Annotated in this window: 15 protein-coding genes; 9 read left to right on the top strand and 6 right to left on the bottom strand. The window is 59.6% G+C overall.

The window, feature by feature from the left end:
* Window positions 1-11: 11 nt before the first annotated feature.
* Entirely contained in the window at window positions 12-650 is a 639-nt protein-coding gene (locus BVL55_RS14565; RefSeq protein ID WP_075997509.1) for an SH3 domain-containing protein, read from the bottom strand.
* Between the two features lie 314 nt (window positions 651-964).
* Between BVL55_RS14565 and mtaB the strand changes: the two genes are divergently transcribed.
* From mtaB to BVL55_RS14550, 3 genes are read left to right on the top strand one after another with little or no spacing between them, the layout of a single operon-like run.
* Window positions 965-2,269, top strand: a complete 1,305-nt coding sequence (gene mtaB, locus BVL55_RS14560; protein WP_075997508.1) for a tRNA (N(6)-L-threonylcarbamoyladenosine(37)-C(2))-methylthiotransferase MtaB — start codon at window positions 965-967, stop codon at window positions 2,267-2,269.
* A gap of 9 nt (window positions 2,270-2,278) precedes the next feature.
* Window positions 2,279-4,012, top strand: a complete 1,734-nt coding sequence (ftsY, locus tag BVL55_RS14555) for a signal recognition particle-docking protein FtsY (protein ID WP_075997507.1) — start codon at window positions 2,279-2,281, stop codon at window positions 4,010-4,012.
* Window positions 4,013-4,017: 5 nt separating this feature from the next.
* Window positions 4,018-4,662, top strand: a complete 645-nt coding sequence (locus BVL55_RS14550; RefSeq protein ID WP_428977288.1) for a septation protein A — start codon at window positions 4,018-4,020, stop codon at window positions 4,660-4,662.
* On the opposite strand, the gene thpR is transcribed toward BVL55_RS14550, so the two are convergent.
* Together thpR and BVL55_RS14540 are read right to left on the bottom strand one after the other, a co-directional pair.
* The gene (gene thpR / locus BVL55_RS14545; RefSeq protein WP_075997505.1) at window positions 4,659-5,279 is read right to left on the bottom strand and encodes an RNA 2',3'-cyclic phosphodiesterase; all 621 of its coding nucleotides are present in this window, start codon (window positions 5,277-5,279) and stop codon (window positions 4,659-4,661) included. The two genes, BVL55_RS14550 and thpR, sit on opposite strands and share 4 nt — an antisense overlap.
* 181 nt (window positions 5,280-5,460) lie before the next feature.
* The gene (locus tag BVL55_RS14540; RefSeq protein WP_428977264.1) at window positions 5,461-6,117 is read right to left on the bottom strand and encodes an arylesterase; all 657 of its coding nucleotides are present in this window, start codon (window positions 6,115-6,117) and stop codon (window positions 5,461-5,463) included.
* Between the two features lie 244 nt (window positions 6,118-6,361).
* On the opposite strand from BVL55_RS14540, the gene BVL55_RS14535 reads away from it, so the two are divergent.
* The 6 genes from BVL55_RS14535 to BVL55_RS14510 all read left to right on the top strand — a co-directional run bounded on the left by BVL55_RS14535 (window position 6,362) and on the right by BVL55_RS14510 (window position 12,686).
* On the top strand, window positions 6,362-7,039 hold the full coding sequence (locus BVL55_RS14535) for an ABC transporter ATP-binding protein (RefSeq protein ID WP_075998193.1): 678 nt from the start codon (window positions 6,362-6,364) through the stop codon (window positions 7,037-7,039).
* A 122-nt stretch (window positions 7,040-7,161) separates the two neighbouring features.
* Window positions 7,162-9,687 (top strand): ABC transporter permease, encoded by a 2,526-nt coding sequence (locus BVL55_RS14530; RefSeq protein ID WP_075998192.1) that lies wholly within the window; start codon window positions 7,162-7,164, stop codon window positions 9,685-9,687.
* Between the two features lie 170 nt (window positions 9,688-9,857).
* Window positions 9,858-10,607, top strand: coding sequence for a Bax inhibitor-1/YccA family protein (locus tag BVL55_RS14525; RefSeq protein WP_075997503.1), 750 nt, complete (start codon window positions 9,858-9,860; stop codon window positions 10,605-10,607).
* Window positions 10,608-10,719: 112 nt separating this feature from the next.
* Window positions 10,720-11,289 (top strand): GNAT family N-acetyltransferase, encoded by a 570-nt coding sequence (locus BVL55_RS14520; RefSeq protein ID WP_075997502.1) that lies wholly within the window; start codon window positions 10,720-10,722, stop codon window positions 11,287-11,289.
* 67 nt (window positions 11,290-11,356) lie between these two features.
* Window positions 11,357-11,659 carry an ArsR/SmtB family transcription factor gene (locus BVL55_RS14515; protein ID WP_075997501.1) on the top strand — a complete coding sequence of 101 codons (303 nt, stop codon included), beginning with the start codon at window positions 11,357-11,359 and terminating at the stop codon, window positions 11,657-11,659.
* On the top strand, window positions 11,652-12,686 hold the full coding sequence (locus BVL55_RS14510; protein ID WP_075997500.1) for a permease: 1,035 nt from the start codon (window positions 11,652-11,654) through the stop codon (window positions 12,684-12,686). The genes BVL55_RS14515 and BVL55_RS14510 overlap by 8 nt, the downstream gene beginning before the upstream one ends.
* Window positions 12,687-12,706: 20 nt before the next feature.
* On the opposite strand, the gene BVL55_RS14505 is transcribed toward BVL55_RS14510, so the two are convergent.
* The 3 genes from BVL55_RS14505 to acnA all read right to left on the bottom strand — a co-directional run bounded on the left by BVL55_RS14505 (window position 12,707) and on the right by acnA (window position 17,596).
* Window positions 12,707-13,162, bottom strand: coding sequence for a DUF2794 domain-containing protein (locus tag BVL55_RS14505; protein WP_075997499.1), 456 nt, complete (start codon window positions 13,160-13,162; stop codon window positions 12,707-12,709).
* Window positions 13,163-13,580: 418 nt separating this feature from the next.
* Window positions 13,581-14,366: a DUF1223 domain-containing protein gene (locus BVL55_RS14500; protein ID WP_083649561.1), complete on the bottom strand. Its 786-nt coding sequence runs from the start codon at window positions 14,364-14,366 to the stop codon at window positions 13,581-13,583.
* A gap of 509 nt (window positions 14,367-14,875) precedes the next feature.
* Complete coding sequence (acnA, locus tag BVL55_RS14490; RefSeq protein WP_075997496.1) at window positions 14,876-17,596, bottom strand: aconitate hydratase AcnA; 2,721 nt, start codon at window positions 17,594-17,596, stop codon at window positions 14,876-14,878.
* Window positions 17,597-17,752: the final 156 nt, after the last annotated feature.

Genomic DNA, 17,752 nt, shown 5'->3' with positions numbered 1-17,752 from the left:
GACCGCATCCGTCAGTTGCAGCTTGCGTGCACGCCGGTGATTGCCGGGCCGCCTGTCGTGCAGATCGTGCCGCCCCAAACATAGCCTTCCAGCCCTTCCGAATAGCGGATGCGTATCCACTGCCAGCCATCGTAAAAACTGCCGGTTTCAGAGATGATCTCGATGGGGTCCCCCAGGGGAATGCGGTCAAGTTCGCGCGCAGAAGGGGAATCACCGTCGCGGACAATGGAACCGAAAAGCGACCGGGCTATGCGGTATGCGCCGGCGCCATCACCGCTGCCGGCGCTGGCCGAAGCGTTTGCCACACAGGGGAAGGTGGTGCCGTCGTTCAACTGCAGGAAGCCTTCATTGCCCTTGGCGGCAAATGTGATGGTTCCGTTGGAAAACTGCATGCCGGAGCCGGAGACCACCTGGGGCAGTTGTTCTGCAGGTTCGGCATAGCCGACCAGGCCGACACGCTCTCCCAGAAAGTAGATGTTTTCGCCGAGCAGATAGCCATCGCGCTGCAGGGCGGGATGGGCAAGCACCTTGCAGGTGAAATCGGCAACGGGGGATGCGGCGCTTATGCCGGTAAGGGCGGCAAGAATGCCTGCAGATGCCAGCAGGGGGGAGAGCCATCTGCGGCGGTTGTTCCGATCATGCAGTTTCATTTTTTTTCCTCTCGTTTCAGCCCCCCACCACCTTAGGCTGTATCGACATTCAGGTTTCGGAAGCCGCGCGAGACGGATTTCGTCCCTGGCTCGGCGTCGCGGAACCTCGAAATGATACCGGCCTGTCATCGGTTCCGCTCCTGGAATTGAACGATTTTCCCCATACCGCGCTCCAAATCCTGAATGTCGATACAGCCTAGAGCGTGTCCGGCTTGGTTGGAAGTGGTTTGAATGCTGGCAATTGGCAGCACTTTACGCCATATACGCCGCCAAACCTGTAGAAACCGCAACCACCGGCAAACCGTGCTGAAGACATGGCCATCAGGACGCTCACATTCGGATGCAGGCTGAATGCCTACGAAACCGAAGTCATGCGCAAAAAAGCGCAGGACGCCGGTCTTCATGCGCTTGAGGAAGACGCCATCCTGGTCAACACCTGTGCGGTGACGGCGGAAGCCGTGCGCCAGGCAAAGCAGGCGATCCGCAAGGCAAGGCGCGAAAACCCCAATGCGCGGATCATCGTCTCGGGATGCGCGGCGCAGACGGAGCCGGAAACCTTTGCGGAAATGGTGGAACCCGATCTTGTTCTCGGCAATGAGGAGAAGCTGAAAAGCCAGCCCTACCGCGCCCTGCCGGACTTCGGTGTCAACGATTTCGAGAAAGTTCGCGTCAACGACATCATGGAGGTGCGCGAGACGGCCTCGCACATGGTGCAGGCGGTGGAGGGCCATACCCGCGCCTTTGTGCAGGTGCAGAACGGATGCGATCATCGCTGTACCTTCTGCATCATTCCCTATGGCCGGGGCAATTCCCGGTCGGTGCCCGCGGGCGAAGTGGTCGAGCAGGTAAAACAGCTGGTGGCAAACGGCTATCGCGAAGTGGTGCTGACCGGCGTCGACACCACGTCCTGGGGTGCGGACCTGCCTGGCAGTCCGAAACTTGGCCGGCTTGTTCAGGCGGTACTGAAACAGGTTCCCGATCTGGTACGGCTGCGGCTTTCCTCCATCGATTCCATCGAAGTGGACGAAGCGCTGATGGAGGCCATTGCCGGCGAAGCCCGTTTCATGCCGCATCTGCATCTGTCCCTGCAGCATGGCAGCGATTTGATCTTGAAACGCATGAAGCGGCGTCACTTGAGAGACGATTCGATCAAGTTCTGCGAGACAGTGCGCAAGCTTCGGCCGGAGATTGCCTTCGGTGCAGATCTGATGGCCGGCTTTCCCACGGAAACGGACGCCATGTTCGAAGAAACGCTGTCGCTGATCGATGCCTGCGGGCTGGATTTCGTGCATGTTTTCCCGTTTTCGCCAAGAAACGGAACCCCGGCGGCAAAAATGCCGCAACTGCCGCGTGAGGCAATCCGCGAGCGGGCACGCATTTTGCGCCAGAAAGCCGATGAAGCGCTCTCTGCGCATCTTGCAGGGTTTGCCGGTACACGCGCTAGCATTTTGCTGGAGCAGGGCGGCAAGGGCCGGTTGCCGCAATTCACACTGGCAATGCTGGATCAGGTGGCGGGCCACGAACCCGGCAGCTTCATTCCGGTGGAAATCACCGGGACTACCGGCACCATGCTTTTGGCCAGAATTGCGGAAGCTTCCGGGCGTGAAGCTGCGGCATAGGGAAACAGGATGACGGAAGAAAAAAAGCCCGGCCTTTTAAAGCGTATCTTCTCCTTCGGCTTTGGCCGCAAGAAGGCGGACGACGAAGCGCCCGATGCAGATGCCGCGGCGGAGGCGGAAGCTGCCGAAGCTGCGAAGCTTGCTGAGGCTGCGGAGAAAGCAAAGGCAAAAGCCGGGAAAGAGGCCGCCTCAAAGAAAAAGGCAGAAGAAGCTGCGCTCAAGAAAGCGGAAGCTGCCGACAAAGCTGCTGCCGAAAAACAGGCCAAGGCGGAAGCTGAAAAAAAGGCAAAAGAGGAAAAGGCCGCCACTGACAAGGCGGCGAAAGCTGAAAAGGCTGCAAAGGAAAAAGTAGCAAAGGAACGCGCTGCCGCCGAGAAGAAGGCTGCAGCTGAAAAGGCCAAAACCCAGAAGGCGCAAAAGGCCGCCAGGGCGAAAGCCGGGAAAGAAGCTGCTGAAAGGAAGGCAGCCGAGGAAGCTGAAGCTGCAGAGGAGGCTGCAAGGCTTGAAGCAGAACAGGCAGCCCTCGCCGCTGCTGCAAAAAAGGCCGCCGAAGAAAGCCTGGAAGACGCAGAGGATGATGCCGCTTCCGGGCCCGGGCCCGATGAGGGCCTGGATGAAGAGCCGGATGAAGGCGATGCGGAGTTCGATGCGGCAGGCGATCCCGATCTTGAGCCTGCTTTTGACGAGGACGGGGTTGTTGCACCGCCGCCCGAAGCGCTTGAGATCGAGGACAGCAAGATCACGCTCACCGAGCGCAAGGCAAAAAAAGAGCCTGAGCCCGAACCGGAGGAAGACGAACAGCAAGCGCGCCGCGAAAGCTGGCTGAAGCGCCTCTCCAAGGGCTTGTCGCGCTCTTCAAACCAGCTGAAGGAGAACATCTCCCAGGTCTTCACCAACCGCAAGCTGGACGATGACACGCTACAGGATCTCGAGGACATTCTAATTCAGGCCGATCTGGGCGTTGAAACGGCGATGAACATTACCGATGCGCTTTCGGCGCAGAAATTCGGCAAGACCGTCACCGATGAAGAGGTTCGCGAGATCATGGCCGACGAAATCGAGAAAATCCTCGATCCGGTCGCCGTCGATCTCGATCTGGACCTCGAACACCAGCCGCATGTCATTCTCGTCGTCGGCGTCAATGGTTCCGGCAAGACGACGACGATCGGCAAGCTGGCATCAAAGCTTTATGATGCCGGTTTTTCGACCACGCTGGTTGCAGGCGATACCTTCAGGGCTGCCGCCATCGAGCAGTTGAAGATATGGGGCGAGCGCACCATGTCTCCGGTGTTGTCACGGCCGCTCGGGTCGGATGCTGCCGGTCTTGCCTTCGATGCCTGGGCGGAAACCCGCAAGGAACGGCGCGACGTCATGCTGATGGATACCGCCGGCCGGCTGCAGAACAAGACCGAACTGATGGCGGAACTGGAAAAGATCGTTCGCGTGCTGAAGAAGCAGGACCCGTCCGCGCCCCATACCGTGTTGCTGACGCTCGATGCCACCACCGGCCAGAATGCGCTTAACCAGGTGGAAATCTTCAAGGATATTGCCGGTGTCAACGGTCTTGTCATGACCAAACTCGATGGAACCGCGCGCGGCGGCATTCTGGTGGCGATATCGGCCAAGCACAAATTGCCGGTCTATTTTGTCGGCGTCGGTGAGCAGGTCGAGGATCTGGAACCCTTCGAGGCGCGGGAATTTGCCCGGTCGATTGCCGGCCTGCCGCGTGAAGATGAAGCATAGACCGTATTGGAACCAAATGGATGGCTGACGAAAAACGGAAACTGAGCCAGGGGACCAAGCTGGCGCTGGAAATGGGGCCGCTGGTGGTGTTCTTTCTCGCCAATACCTATGGCGAGGAACTGGCCGCAGCCTTTCCCGCGCTCAAGGCACTGGGCGGCAAGATTTTCGTCGGCACGGCAGCTTTCATGGTTGCCATGGCAATCTCCCTGACCCTGACATGGATATGGGAACGGCGTCTGGCCGTCATGCCGCTGATCACTGCCGTCATGGTGTTCATCTTCGGCGGGCTGACACTGTATCTTCAGGATGAAACCTTCATCAAGATGAAGCCGACCATCGTCAACATCCTGTTTGGCAGCGCGCTGTTCATCGGCCTGTATGTCTTCGGCAAACCGCTGCTGAAACTGCTGTTCGAGGGGCCGTTTCAGCTCGATGACGAGGGCTGGACGAAGCTGACCTTCCGCTGGGCCTGCTTCTTCTTCTTTCTGGCGCTTGCCAATGAAGTGGTGTGGCGCAATTTTTCCAGCGATTTCTGGGTCAATTTCAAGGTCTGGGCGACCATGCCCATGACCATTGTCTTCATGCTGTTTCAATATCCGCTGATCCAGCGCCATTCCCTGGAGACGCTGGAAGAGGAAGATTCAGCCTAGCGCGATCCGGCGGAATATCCCATGACCGCCCCGGTATAGCCATATGCGCCGTTTTGGCCTGGCGCGTCCGCGCCGCCGGAAACGTCATTGAGGGGGTAGTGTTCTTCGGTGATATAGGGTCCGCCGCCAATAGAGGCCTTCGATGAGAGCAGGTCGAAACGGTCAACGGCAAAGGAAGGTGAGGTATAGCCGCCGCGCGAATGGATGAAGTGGGCCACTTCATGGGGCGCCGTCCCCTTGAGCCTTGCAAGTGTCACATGGGGCAGAAACTTGCGCCGGTCGGGTGGCACGCCATGGCGTTTGGCAAGGCGTTCGATTTCCGACTGCAGTTCCATCAGCGCCGCTACCGGCTCGATGCGGGCATACAGCGCCCGTGGCTTGCCATTGCCGAAGGCGTCAAGCCGATCGATGCGAAGGTCGAAAGCGTGGCGGTCTATGCCGCCGAGCGCCAACGCCAGGTCGTTTGCGATGTGGCGGTCGATATCGCCGAAAAAGGCCAGGGTGATGTGAAAGTTCTCCGTGTCGATCCAGCGTGCACCGTTAAGGCCGCCGCGCAGGAGCGATAATTGCATGGCAATGGAAGGTGGCAGGCGCAGCGCGGCAAACAGTCTGGGCATGACAATACTCCCCGCCTGCAACTCACACGGCACTCCCGAAGGGCCGGCATTTTGACGTCAGGCCGCACGAGGCGGCAGGCCGCGAATCGCCGCTTCATGGAATCACGTTTTCTGCCCTGCTCCAAATGAAAATACGGTGACGGCAAATCACCAATCCGCAAGACAGACACTCACCGGTGTTTTATTGAAGATTGCGCACAAAGGCTTCGACCGCCGGCAGCAGGCGTTTGGCAATGACCTGCATGCCCTGCGCATTGGGGTGGATGCCGTCGTCCTGATTGAGGGCTGCCTCGGCGGCAACGCCGTCGAGAAGAAACGGATGGAAGGCGACATCGTATTGCTGCGCCAGGTCGCCATAGATGGCGTTGAAGGCCTTTTCATAGTCTTCGCCCATGCTGGGCGGGCTCAGCATTCCGGCAAGCAGAACGGCGATGCCGCGCGCTTTCAGCGTTTCAATGGCGGTTGCAAGATTGTTGCGGGTTTCCTCGACGGGAATGCCGCGCAGGGCGTCGTTGCCGCCGAGCGCCAGCACAACACCTTTGGTGCCATCGGACACCGACCAGTCGAGCCGGGACAGGCCACCTGCGGTGGTGTCTCCCGAAACCCCGGCATTGACGATTTCAACGGACAGCCCCTTTTCCTTCAGCATTGCGCCAAGCCGCTCGACATAGGCTTCACCCGGACCCAGGCCGAACCCTGCCGTCAGGCTGTCGCCGAGAAAAACAATGCGGACGGGTTCCTGGGCCTTTGCCGGCAGCGGCATCATCATCGCGAGCATGAGACAGAATGGCGCCAGAAGGGCTACCAGCAATGCCGCCCGCATGGGCGCGGATGACATTACCAATCGTTCACGTGACATACCGGGCGGTCTTTCTGTTATGAAGCTTCAAGTGTGATCTTCGCCGAATGGTTTGAAAACCGGCGCAGCAATCCCACATTGGAAATGTAGATTCCGCATTGCAAATGTTGATCCCGTGCCGGGGTCGTTTCTCCCAAATGGAGTTATCGTGGCCAAAAATCCAGCCCCAGCGAAAACAACCGCCAAATTCTCCAACCGGCCAAATACCGTTGCTGCGCCCGCCATCCGGCTGCGCAAGGTCGATCTTACCCTGGGCGATGCCGCCTCCAAGGTTCACGTGCTCAAGGAAATCGACCTTGATGTGGCGCAGGGGGAATCGGCCGGCATTGTCGGGCCGTCGGGTTCCGGCAAGTCGACGCTGCTGATGGTCCTGGGCGGGCTCGAAAGAGCCGACAGCGGCGTGGTTGAGGTGGCGGGAGAAGATCTCTCCGGCAAGAGCGAGGATGCGCTGGCCGCCTTTCGCGGGCGCAATATCGGCATTGTCTTCCAGTCCTTTCACCTCATTCCCAACATGACGGCGCTTGAAAACGTTGCCGTGCCTCTGGAACTTGCCGGAGACGGGGAGGCTTTCGAAAAGGCAACGCTTGAACTTGAGGCAGTGGGTCTTGGAGGCCGGCTCCACCACTATCCCGGCCAGATGTCCGGCGGGGAGCAGCAGCGCGTTGCGATTGCCAGGGCGCTGGCACCTTCGCCGCGCCTGATCGTAGCGGACGAACCGACCGGCAATCTGGACCGCAGGACAGGCGACCAGATTGCCGATCTTCTGTTTGCAAAGCAGAAAGAGCGCGGGGCGACGCTTTTGCTGGTAACCCATGATGCCAATCTGGCGAAGCGCTGTGACCGCATGATACGGGTTTCCTCGGGCCGCATTCTGCCTGACGGCGGAAGGAAAGCTGCCTGATGGACGCCCGCACCGCCGACACTGCTCCCGCTCAGGGGCAAAGCGCTCAGGATCAGGGTTCTGTGGATGCCGGGCAGGCTGCCGCCGGTTCTGCAGGGTTCCTGCTTGCCTTGCGCTTTGCAATGCGGGAGCTGCGTGGCGGATTGCGGGGGTTTTATGTCTTCCTGACCTGTATCGCGCTTGGCGTGGCGGCCATTTCCGGTGTCAATTCCGTCGCCGGATCGATCACCAGCGGGATCGCGGAAGAAGGCCAGAAAATTCTGGGTGGAGATGTCTCTGCCTCGCTGGTTCAGCGCGAGCTTGATCCCCAGCAATTGGCGTTCCTTGAAAGCTATGGAGCCGTCACGAAATCCACCACGCTGCGCACCATGGCCCGCAAGCTGGATGGATCCGATCAGACGCTGGTCGAGTTGAAGGCGGTCGATGATGCCTATCCGCTATACGGCACCCTCGAAGGAGAGGCCGGCTCGATTACTGCGGAGGAGTTGGGCGGCAGGGCAATCGCCATGGAAGGCCTGCTGGGCGAGCGGCTGGGCCTTCAGACCGGCGACCAGTTGAAATTGGGAGCGGCGGAATTCACCATCAGCGATGGTATCGTTTCGGAGCCGGATCGCTTGGGAGAAAATTTCGGCTTCGGGCCCCGCGTCTTGATGTCGATGGAGGCGCTCAAGGCTGCCGATCTGGTCAAACCCGGTTCGCTGGTTCGCCATACCTGGCGGGTTCGTTTCGACGACGCTTCACCCGCCAATGTGAAACGCTTTGCCGAACAGGCGCGAGAACGCTTTCCCGATGCCGGATGGCGCTTGCGCTCGCGGGAAAATGCCGCGCCTGCGCTTTCGCGCAACATCGAACGGTTTTCCGATTTCCTCACCCTGGTCGGGCTGACGGCCCTCATCGTCGGCGGGGTAGGCGTTGCCAATGCGGTGCGCGCGTTTCTGGAAGCCAAACGGCCGGTGATTGCGACGTTCAAGTCGCTCGGGGCGCCCGGCGGTTTCATCTTCAATGTCTATCTGGTGCAGATCCTGCTGATTGCGGCGGGCGGCATATTGATCGGCCTTGCGCTCGGCGCGCTGATGCCGGCGCTTGCCGGCTGGGCGCTTGCCGGCGTATTGCCTCTTCCGCAATCATCTTCCCTTGCTGCGGGGCCACTCGTTGCCGGCGCCATTTATGGCTTTTTGACCGCTCTGGTCTTTGCCATCTGGCCGCTTGCCATTGCGCGCGAAGTGCCGGCGACCGATCTTTTCCGCGGGCAGGGCGGCATTGATTTTGGGGGATGGCCGAAAGCAGGCTATTTGCTTGCGCTGGCGGCCTGCGTCGCCCTTCTTGTGGGGCTTGCCATCCTCACCTCCGAAAACCGCTATATTGCCAGCGTTTTTGTGGGCGCGATTGCCTTTGCCTTTGTGTTGTTGCGTGTGGTCGCCCTGCTCATTCAGCTGGGCGCGAAGTCGATGCCCCATGCCCGCTCGACCGAGCTGCGCATGGCGGTTGCCAATATCCACCGGCCAGGCGCGCTGACTCCCTCGGTCGTCCTGTCGCTCGGACTGGGGCTTGCACTCCTGGTCGCGCTGGCGCTGATTGACGGCAATCTGCGCCGCCAGGTCAGCGACAATCTGCCGGAAAGGGCGCCGGACTTCTTCTTTGTCGACATCCAAAATGGCGAGAAGGATGCGTTTGAAACGCTGCTGAGCGGCCTTGCCCCGGACGGAAAGGTCTTTTCGGTGCCCATGCTGCGCGGCAGGATTACCGAGTTGCGGGGCATCCGTACCGAGAACTATCCTGTCGGCTCGGAAGGGGGCTGGGTACTGCGCGGCGACCGGGGCATAACCTATGCAAGGAACATTCCGGAGAATTCAACCCTGTCCAAGGGCACGTGGTGGCCTGAGGACTATGATGGCGAGCCGCTTGTATCCTTTTCCGCCGAGGAAGCAGGCGAACTCGGTCTTGATGTGGGCGATCCGGTAACCGTCAACGTGCTTGGGCGAAACATCACCGCCCGCATTGCCTCGCTCAGAAATGTCGAATGGGAGACCCTGGCGATCAATTTCGTCATGGTGTTTTCGCCCAACACCTTCGCCGGCGCACCGCACGCCCATCTGGCGACGCTGACGCTGGAGGATAACGTCGCACAGGACGCTGAAGAACGCACTGCACTTGATGCACGGGACGGGGCGATTGTCCGCGCCATTGCCGCACAATACCCTGCTGTCACCACGGTACGGGTGCGCGAGGCGCTCGATACGGTCAACCGGCTGATAGGTCAGCTTGCAACGGCCATCCGGTCTGCCGCCGCCGTGGCGCTGATTGCATCCGTTTTGGTGCTGGGCGGTGCACTGGCAGCGGGCAACCGGGCACGGGTGCACGATGCCGTCGTGCTGAAGACGCTGGGTGCGACCCGTGGGCGGCTGGTGCGTGCCTTTGTCTATGAATATGCCATTTTGGGCCTGGTAACCGCTGTTTTCGCCCTTGCGGCAGGATCGGCGGCAGCCTGGTTCGTGGTTTCAAGGATCATGGAGTTTTCCTACACGTTCGATCCGGCAGTGGCCGGTTTCACCGTCCTTGCCGCGCTGATGATGACGGTCGGTTTCGGCCTGATCGGCACCTGGCGCATTTTGGGCCGCAAGGCGGCGCCGGTCTTGCGGGAACTGTAGGCAGTGCCTGTACAAACCGGGCTTTGACCCGGCTTGGTGCCGCCACGGCAATGCCGCAAAGATTTGTCTTCATGCTCTTGAATGGCGACCCTTGAAGGGTCATATTCCTTGCAAACCGGCCCTGTCCGGAAATGATCAACCATAAGCCACCTCAAGAGGAGACTTATTAGATGGCTGACTATCGCGACAATCCGCTGCGCAATGGCTCTGTTACGGGCCAGACTGCCGGAGCGGAGATTGACCAAGGCCTGCGTGCCTACATGCTGCGGGTCTACAACTACATGGCCCTGGCACTGGCCGTTACGGGCATTGCCGCGCTGGGAACGTTCAACCTGGCGGTTTCCGATGGCCAGCTGACCGCGCTTGGCGCCACGCTATACACCAGCCCGTTGAAATGGGTTGTCATGCTGGCCCCGCTGGCGCTGGTCTTCTTCCTCAGTTTCCGCATCAACAAGATGAGCGTTGCCGCAGCGCAGACGACCTTCTGGATTTACTCCGCCCTGGTCGGCATTTCGCTGTCGACGATCTTCCTCGTCTTCACAGCGACGTCGATCACCCAGACCTTCTTCGTCACGGCTGCCGCCTTTGGTGCGCTGAGCCTGTACGGCTACACCACCAAGCGGGACCTTTCCGCCATGGGATCGTTCATGATCATGGGCCTGTTCGGCCTGATCATCGCCATGGTGGTCAACATCTTCCTGCAGTCGAGCGCGCTGCAATTCGCCATCTCGGCGATTGGCGTGCTGGTGTTTGCAGGACTGACGGCCTGGGATACCCAGAAGATCAAGAGCATGTACGACCATGTTGCCCATGACGAGACGATGATGGGCCGCGCCGCTATCATGGGTGCGCTGAACCTGTATCTCGACTTCATCAACCTGTTCATGTTCCTGTTGCACTTCCTGGGGAACCGGGAGTAACAGCTGCGAACACGGCAATCGGAACGGCGCCCTTTCGGGCGCCGTTTTTGTTTGAGGCTTCACCAAAAGTGTGCTTTCTGGCTCCCCGCGCAGACCCCTTGCCGAGCCAGCCATGTCCTTCCTGATCCGCCCTGCCGAGGAAAAAGATTTTGATGCCGTCACCGCCATCTATGGCGAGGCGGTTGCCCATGGCACGGCAAGTTTCGAGCTCACCGTGCCGGGGCGGGACGATCTCATTGCCCGTCATGACGCCCTTGTTTGCCAGGGCTATCCCTATCTGGTGCTGGAAGCAGACGGTGCGGTTCAGGGTTATGCTTATGCCGGGCCGTACCGGGCGCGGCCCGCCTACCGCTTCGTGGTGGAGAACTCGATCTATCTAGACGCGCGAGCCCGGGGGAAAGGCTACGGCAAGACATTGCTCATGGAGCTTGTTTCCATCTGCGAAAAGGCCGGTTTCAGGCAGATGATCGCTGTCATCGGCGACAGCGCCAATTCCGGTTCGGTGGCTGTGCATGCGGCCTGCGGGTTCCGCATGGTGGGGACGCTTAAAGATGTGGGCTGGAAGCACGGCCAATGGCTCGATACCGTGCTGATGCAATTGCCGCTGGGTGCGGGTGGCGCCATGCCGCCGGACGCTGAAAGCCTGCCCGGTCGGATGGAAACCATCACCAAGACGGCATGACGCGGCGGCGGCTTGACAAGTTCCTATAATTCGATAATTCTAGAAATATCGAATTATAGGATAGCGCATGACCCCGGACAACGCTTCTGAAGGATTTACCGCCATGGGCTCGACGGCCCGGCTTGAGGTTCTGCGTGCGCTGGTAAAGGCAGGGCATGGTGGCCGGCCGGTAAGCGAAATCCAGACGACCCTGGGCATTCCGGCATCCACGCTGACGCATCATTTGAAGGTGCTCGCCGATGCGCGGCTCATTGTTCAGGAAAAGGCCGGGCGCAGCATCATCAGCCGGGCAAATTATGATCAATTGGAGGCGCTGGCCGCCTTCATTCTTTCCGAGTGCTGTTCGGAAGAGGGAAACCGCAATGACTGAAATTACCGGACAGACACCCCCGTCGGCGAAAGCGCTGCTGGAGCCGCTGCGCACGCCCTGGACGCTCACCATCCTCGTGCCGTTGCTGGTTGCAGTATTTGATCCTGAAACGACGGGATCGTTCACGCAGTTTGCGCTGAAGGCGTTTGCCGGGACGTTGCCGTTCATATTGTTCGCGGTTGCCACCATCGCCTATCTGAAGGCATCGGGCGCCGAAACGCTGATTGCCAATGCCTTCAAGGGCCGCGAAACAAGAATGATCGTGCTGGCTTCCCTGTTTGGCGGACTGGCGCCGTTCTGCTCCTGCGAGGTTATTCCCTTCATTGCGGGCCTGCTGGCGCTCGGTGCGCCATTGTCTGCGGTGATGGCATTCTGGCTTTCCTCGCCGCTGATCGATCCGCCGACGCTGCTGATCACCGCTGCTGCGCTCGGCTGGCCGTTTGCCATCGGCAAGGCGGTTGCAGCTGTTGGCGTCGGGCTTGCCGGCGGGTTCATCATCAAGCTGGTGATGGCGCGGGGCGGATTTTCAGAACCGTTGCGCGAATACCGGCGCAAGGGCTGTGGCTGCGGGCCAGACCCGTTCAGCGGCGCACCGGCATGGCGGTTCTGGCAGGAAGAACGGCGCGTCGGCACCTTCCGGGCCGAGTTCATGGACAATCTTCTGTTTTTGGTAAAATGGCTGGCGCTGGCCTATGTGCTGGAATCGCTGCTGGTGCATTATGTTCCCGCCAGCCTGATTGCCGGTATCGTTGGCGGAGAGGGCGTCGTGCCGATTGCCATTGCCGCGCTGGTGGGCATGCCGGCCTATCTTAATTCCTATGTGGCACCGCCGCTGCTGGCAGGCCTGATCGAGCAGGGCATGAGCGCCGGTGCCGCGATGGCCTTCATGGTGGCCGGCGCGATCAGTTCGATCCCGGCCATGGCGGCGGTATGGTCGCTGGTCAGGGCACGGGTGTTTGCGGTCTATCTGGGCCTGGGGATTGGTGGTGCCATCCTTTCCGGCCTGCTGTTTCAGGCAGCGGTTTGAAAGCTGATTGAACCTGGCACTCAAACCACGCTGAGCTTCGGGCGCTTTTTTTCCAGAACCTTCAGCACGGTTGCCAGTTCGTGACCGCGTTTGAGGATGCGGCCATCTGCACCGGTAACCACATAGGCGCCCTGCTTTGCGGCCAGCTTGGGCACTTTCTCGATACAGTGCAGCGGCATGTCGTGGGCGCGGCGGTAAACCGAGAACACCGCACGGTCCTTCAGCATGTCGATGGAATAGTCTTTCCATTCGCCGTCAGCCACCTTGAAGCCGTAGATGCGCAGGATCTGGTCGAGTTCCCGCCGGTCGAAGGAAACGATGGCCGGCTGGCCCTGCCGCATCTTGCCGGAAGCGGTATTCGATGTGGTGGTACTTCGGTCGATCCGGATGATGTTTTCCGTACTGGCCCCGCCTTCAGGTGAATGAAAGCCGGCACGACCCGGCCTGGTTCCCCGCAAATCCGGATTGTCGCTCATTAAGTCGCCGCTCCTCTTCCCCAAGATTTCGACTGCAACGCAACCTGCCGTTATCTTGGGTCGTGCGCTGCAATTTGGCAAGGGGCAGGGCCGGCGCTCAGGCAGACGGCGCAGAAAGAATTCACGGTTTGGCCGCAATTCCTCCCACTTGTCGCCAAGGTCGGGGTCAATTCTCGGCTTGTTGCCTCAGACGGCCCGGCCCGGACATACTGGTTTCCAGCCCCCCCAGCCCCCAGTATTCCGGCCGGGTCCGGCACCAGCGGCTCCCCACCCAGAAGGCCGCCGGATGCGCCAGAACAAAAGAGGCAACGCTTCCCCAAACTGAATGACCGGCAATGTGAAAACACTGCCGGTCTTTTCTTGTCCAGGGTTCCTGTTCGGGGTTTTATCGGGTCGAACAGGTGGCGTGTAATCGGAGTTATATACCGGAAATCACACTGGCACCGATGATCGGGCCGGGCAGGCCGTCTGCCGTCTTGGTCTGCAGGATGAGGGCGCAGTCGGTGAAGCCCTTCTGGCGAATGTCCGGGATGGAAAACTGCAGTTCCATCCCGCCGGACCCTGCCATGCCGAGCATTTCCATCTTGCGGACAATGTTGGAGTAGGTGATCGTTTTCCCGGCGTTTTCGCCGTGTTCAATATGAACCTCACCCTCTGAATTGTAATAGATGGCGTACAGCGTTGCGTCCCTGGCTTCCGGCGATGGAGCGATGGAGACGGAGATGACATTGCCGTCCGTTGTCAGATCAATGGGGACCGTGAGCCCCTTGCCGGTATCCGAGAACTGCTCGGCGGCCTGGACAATGTTGCCCTTGCGCGATCCGACGAAATGGGCCCGGCCGTTAACGATGGCCTGGGGCGTATAAACCTGCCGCTCGCCCAGAGCGCCGGCATAACGCCACTGGCGCTCGGTGTTCTCCGGACTGGCAAAGGTATCCTTCCAGCCCAGACGGTCCCAGTAGTCGACATGCATGGCCAGGCCGAGAATTTCCTTGCCGGCGTTGAACTCGCCAAGCGCGGCATCGGCCGGCGGACAGGAAGAACAGCCCTGGCTGGTGAACAGTTCCACCACTGCCTTTGGCGTGATAAACTCGACAGCAAGGGCGTTTGCGCCCGATACGGCAGTAAGTACAGCCGCCAGCGTCATGGCTGCAAGGCGCCCGGCCATGGGGCGCGGCCCGTCTGTTCTGTCATTTCCCTGCATCGATAAAGTTCCTGTTCGGCTTGCCCGGCGGCTGCAAAGCTGCTCACACGGCAATGTTCCTTATTTAGGTAGGGGAAAGACCGTTCAAACAAAATTCAAATAACGGTGAGAAAAACGTAACGCAAACGCGCAAATATTCCGTCACGTAAGGGTTTTCAGGCGATCCCGGCAGACTTACCGACCGCCCTGAATGTAGTAAAATCAGTTGTTTGAAAAGAAAAAGGGCGGGTTCCCCCGCCCTTCAAAATCAATAGATATTTTTGCACTCCGTGGATTGTAAACCTAGAGCGTGTCCTGGTTGGATGGAATCGTTTGAACGCCGGGAACCAGGTTCAGGCGATTGCAGAACAAAAGGTATTCAACATGGTATTGCATCACCTGTGGCGTCTTTTCCGCTCGGGCTTCGTCGAAATCCTCGCAGGATGGATAAACATCCTGCTGTGGTCTTCTCCTTGCCAGAGGCGAAAAATCCATCCATTCAAACTGCTTCCAGCCAAACAAGACACACTCTAGGCTGCCTTGTTCAGATTGCGCAGGACGTAGTGCAAAATCCCGCCATGGTTCACATAACCGATCTCCTCGGCGGTATCGATGCGGCAGGTCACCGGCACCTTCTTCACCTTGCCGTCGGCGAAGGTAATGACCGCTTCCAGCCGCTGGCGGGGTTTGACGTTCTCGATTCCCTCAATGGTAACGGTTTCATCGCCGTTCAGTCCCAGCGACTGCCAGGTCGTGCCTTCGTCCAGCACGAAGGGAACGACGCCCATGCCCACCAGGTTCGAACGGTGGATGCGTTCGAAAGACGGCGCGATGACCGCCCGCACGCCGAGCAGGTTCGTGCCCTTTGCCGCCCAGTCGCGTGAGGAACCGTTGCCGTATTCGCCACCGGCAAAAACAACCAGCGGAACGCCTTCCTTCTTGTATTGCATGGCAGCGTCGAAGATCGACATCTCCTTTTTCGAGGGATAGTGGATCGTATAGCCGCCTTCCTGTCCGTTCGGTCCCAGCATGTGGTTGCGGATGCGGATGTTGGCAAAGGTGCCGCGCATCATCACCTCATGATTTCCGCGGCGCGTGCCATACTGGTTGAAGTCGACCACCTTCACGCCGTTGTCGGTAAGATACTTTCCGGCGGGTGAAGCAGCCTTGATCGAACCGGCCGGAGAAATGTGGTCGGTGGTGATCTTGTCGCCGAACAGACCCAGAATGCGGGCGCCCTCAATATCGGAGATGCCGTCGGTCTGCATGGTCATGCCCTCGAAATAGGGCGGGTTCTGCACATAGGTGGATTTTGCGTCCCAGGCATAGGTCTCGCCGGCAGGCACCTTGACCTTGCGCCAGTTGGCATCGCCCTTGAAGACGTCGGCGTATTTTTCCTTGAACAGCTTCTTGGTGACGTATTTGTCGATGAAGCCCTGGACTTCCTTTGAGGACGGCCAGATGTCTTTCAGGTAGACCGGATTGCCCTTTTTGTCCTCGCCGATCGGTTCGCGCGTCAGATCGCGGGTTACCGTGCCGGCAAGTGCATGGATGACCACCAGTGGCGGGGAGGCCAGATAGTTTGCCTGCACGTCCGGTGATATCCTTCCCTCGAAGTTGCGATTGCCTGAAAGCACCGAGGCGGCGATCAGCCCCTTGTCGTTGATGGTCTTGGAGATCGCCGGCGGCAGCGGGCCGGAATTGCCGATACAGGTGGTGCAACCGAAGCCGACAATGTTGAAGCCAAGCTTGTTGAGGTCCTTCTGCAGTCCGGAATTTTTCAGATAGTCGGCAACTACCTGGGAGCCCGGCGCCAGGGAGGTCTTGACCCAGGGCTTGGTTTTCAGGCCGAGCTTGACGGCATTTCGCGCCACCAGGCCGGCGGCAATCAACACCGAGGGGTTGGACGTGTTGGTGCAGGAGGTAATGGCAGCGATGGCGACATCGCCATGGCCAAGGTCGTAGTTTTCGCCCTCAACCTTGTAGCGGCGGTCGGCATCGACCGTCTTCTTGTATTCGGTTGCCAGCCCATCGGAAAAGTTCTCCGAGACATTTTCAAGCGCCACGCGGTGCTCGGGGCGCTTGGGGCCGGCGAGGGAGGGCACAACCTCGTCCAGGTCGAGCTCAATCGTGTCGGTAAAGACCGGTTCTTCGGAGCGGGTGGTGCGGAACAGGCCCTGCGATTTGCAGTATTTTTCAACCAGTGCGACGCGGGCCGGCTTGCGGCCGGTCATGGTCAGATAGCGCAGGGTTTCCTTGTCGACCGGGAAGAAGCCGCAGGTGGCGCCGTATTCCGGTGCCATGTTGGCGATGGTGGCGCAATCGGCAAGCGACATGTGGTCAAGGCCGGGGCCGAAGAATTCGACGAACTTGCCGACAACGCCCTTCTTGCGCAGCATCTGGGTAACCGTCAGCACGATGTCGGTGGCGGTAATGCCGTCCCGCGGCTTGCCGGTCAGGCGAAAGCCGATGACTTCGGGCAGCAGCATGGATTGCGGCTGGCCAAGCATGGCAGCCTCGGCCTCGATGCCGCCCACGCCCCAGCCAAGCACGCCAAGGCCGTTGACCATGGTGGTGTGCGAATCGGTGCCGACCACCGTATCGGGATAGGCAAGTTCAACGGTTTGCGTTTTCCCGCCTTTTTTGACCTTTTCCTTCCTGGACCAGACCGTCTGGGCAAGATATTCAACGTTGACCTGGTGACAGATGCCGGTTCCCGGCGGTACGACGCGGAAATTCTTGAACGCCTGCTGGCCCCATTTCAGGAAGCGGTAACGCTCGCCATTGCGCTGGTATTCAAGCTCCACATTGTGCTTGAAGGCTCGCGGAGTACCGAATTCGTCGACGATCACCGAATGGTCGATCACAAGATCGACGGGGACCAGAGGATTGATCTTCTGCGGATTGCCGCCCAGGGAAACGGTGGCATCGCGCATGGCGGCCAAATCGACAACGGCGGGAACGCCGGTAAAGTCCTGCATCAGCACGCGTGCCGGATTGAAGGCAATCTCCTTGCCCTTTTTGCCCTTGTCGCGGAGCCAGGCTGAAAACGCCTTGATGTCGGCTGCCTTGATGGCCGAACCGTCTTCATGGCGCAGTACGTTTTCCAGCAGGATCTTCAGTGAATTGGGGAGTTTGGAAATGCCCTTCAGCCCGTTCTTTTCAGCAGCTTTCAGGGAATAATAGTCGTACTTCTTGCCGCCCACGGTCATGGTTTTGCGGCATTTGAAGGAGTCGAGGGAAGTCGTCATATGCGTGTTCCGTCTGCATGTGTCTTGCCAGTGCATGACCGTCGATGCAGGCTTACGCTTGGCGTTCGGGCAGCGCATGCTGCCCAATGAGGAACACGCCTTTGGAGAGGGCCAGAAAAGCACGAGGCGTGCGGCACGCTCCAGCGGGTACGACCA

The organism is Salaquimonas pukyongi (assembly GCF_001953055.1).
Lineage (GTDB): Bacteria > Pseudomonadota > Alphaproteobacteria > Rhizobiales > Rhizobiaceae > Salaquimonas > Salaquimonas pukyongi.
This window is presented reverse-complemented; position numbering and strand designations above follow the sequence as displayed.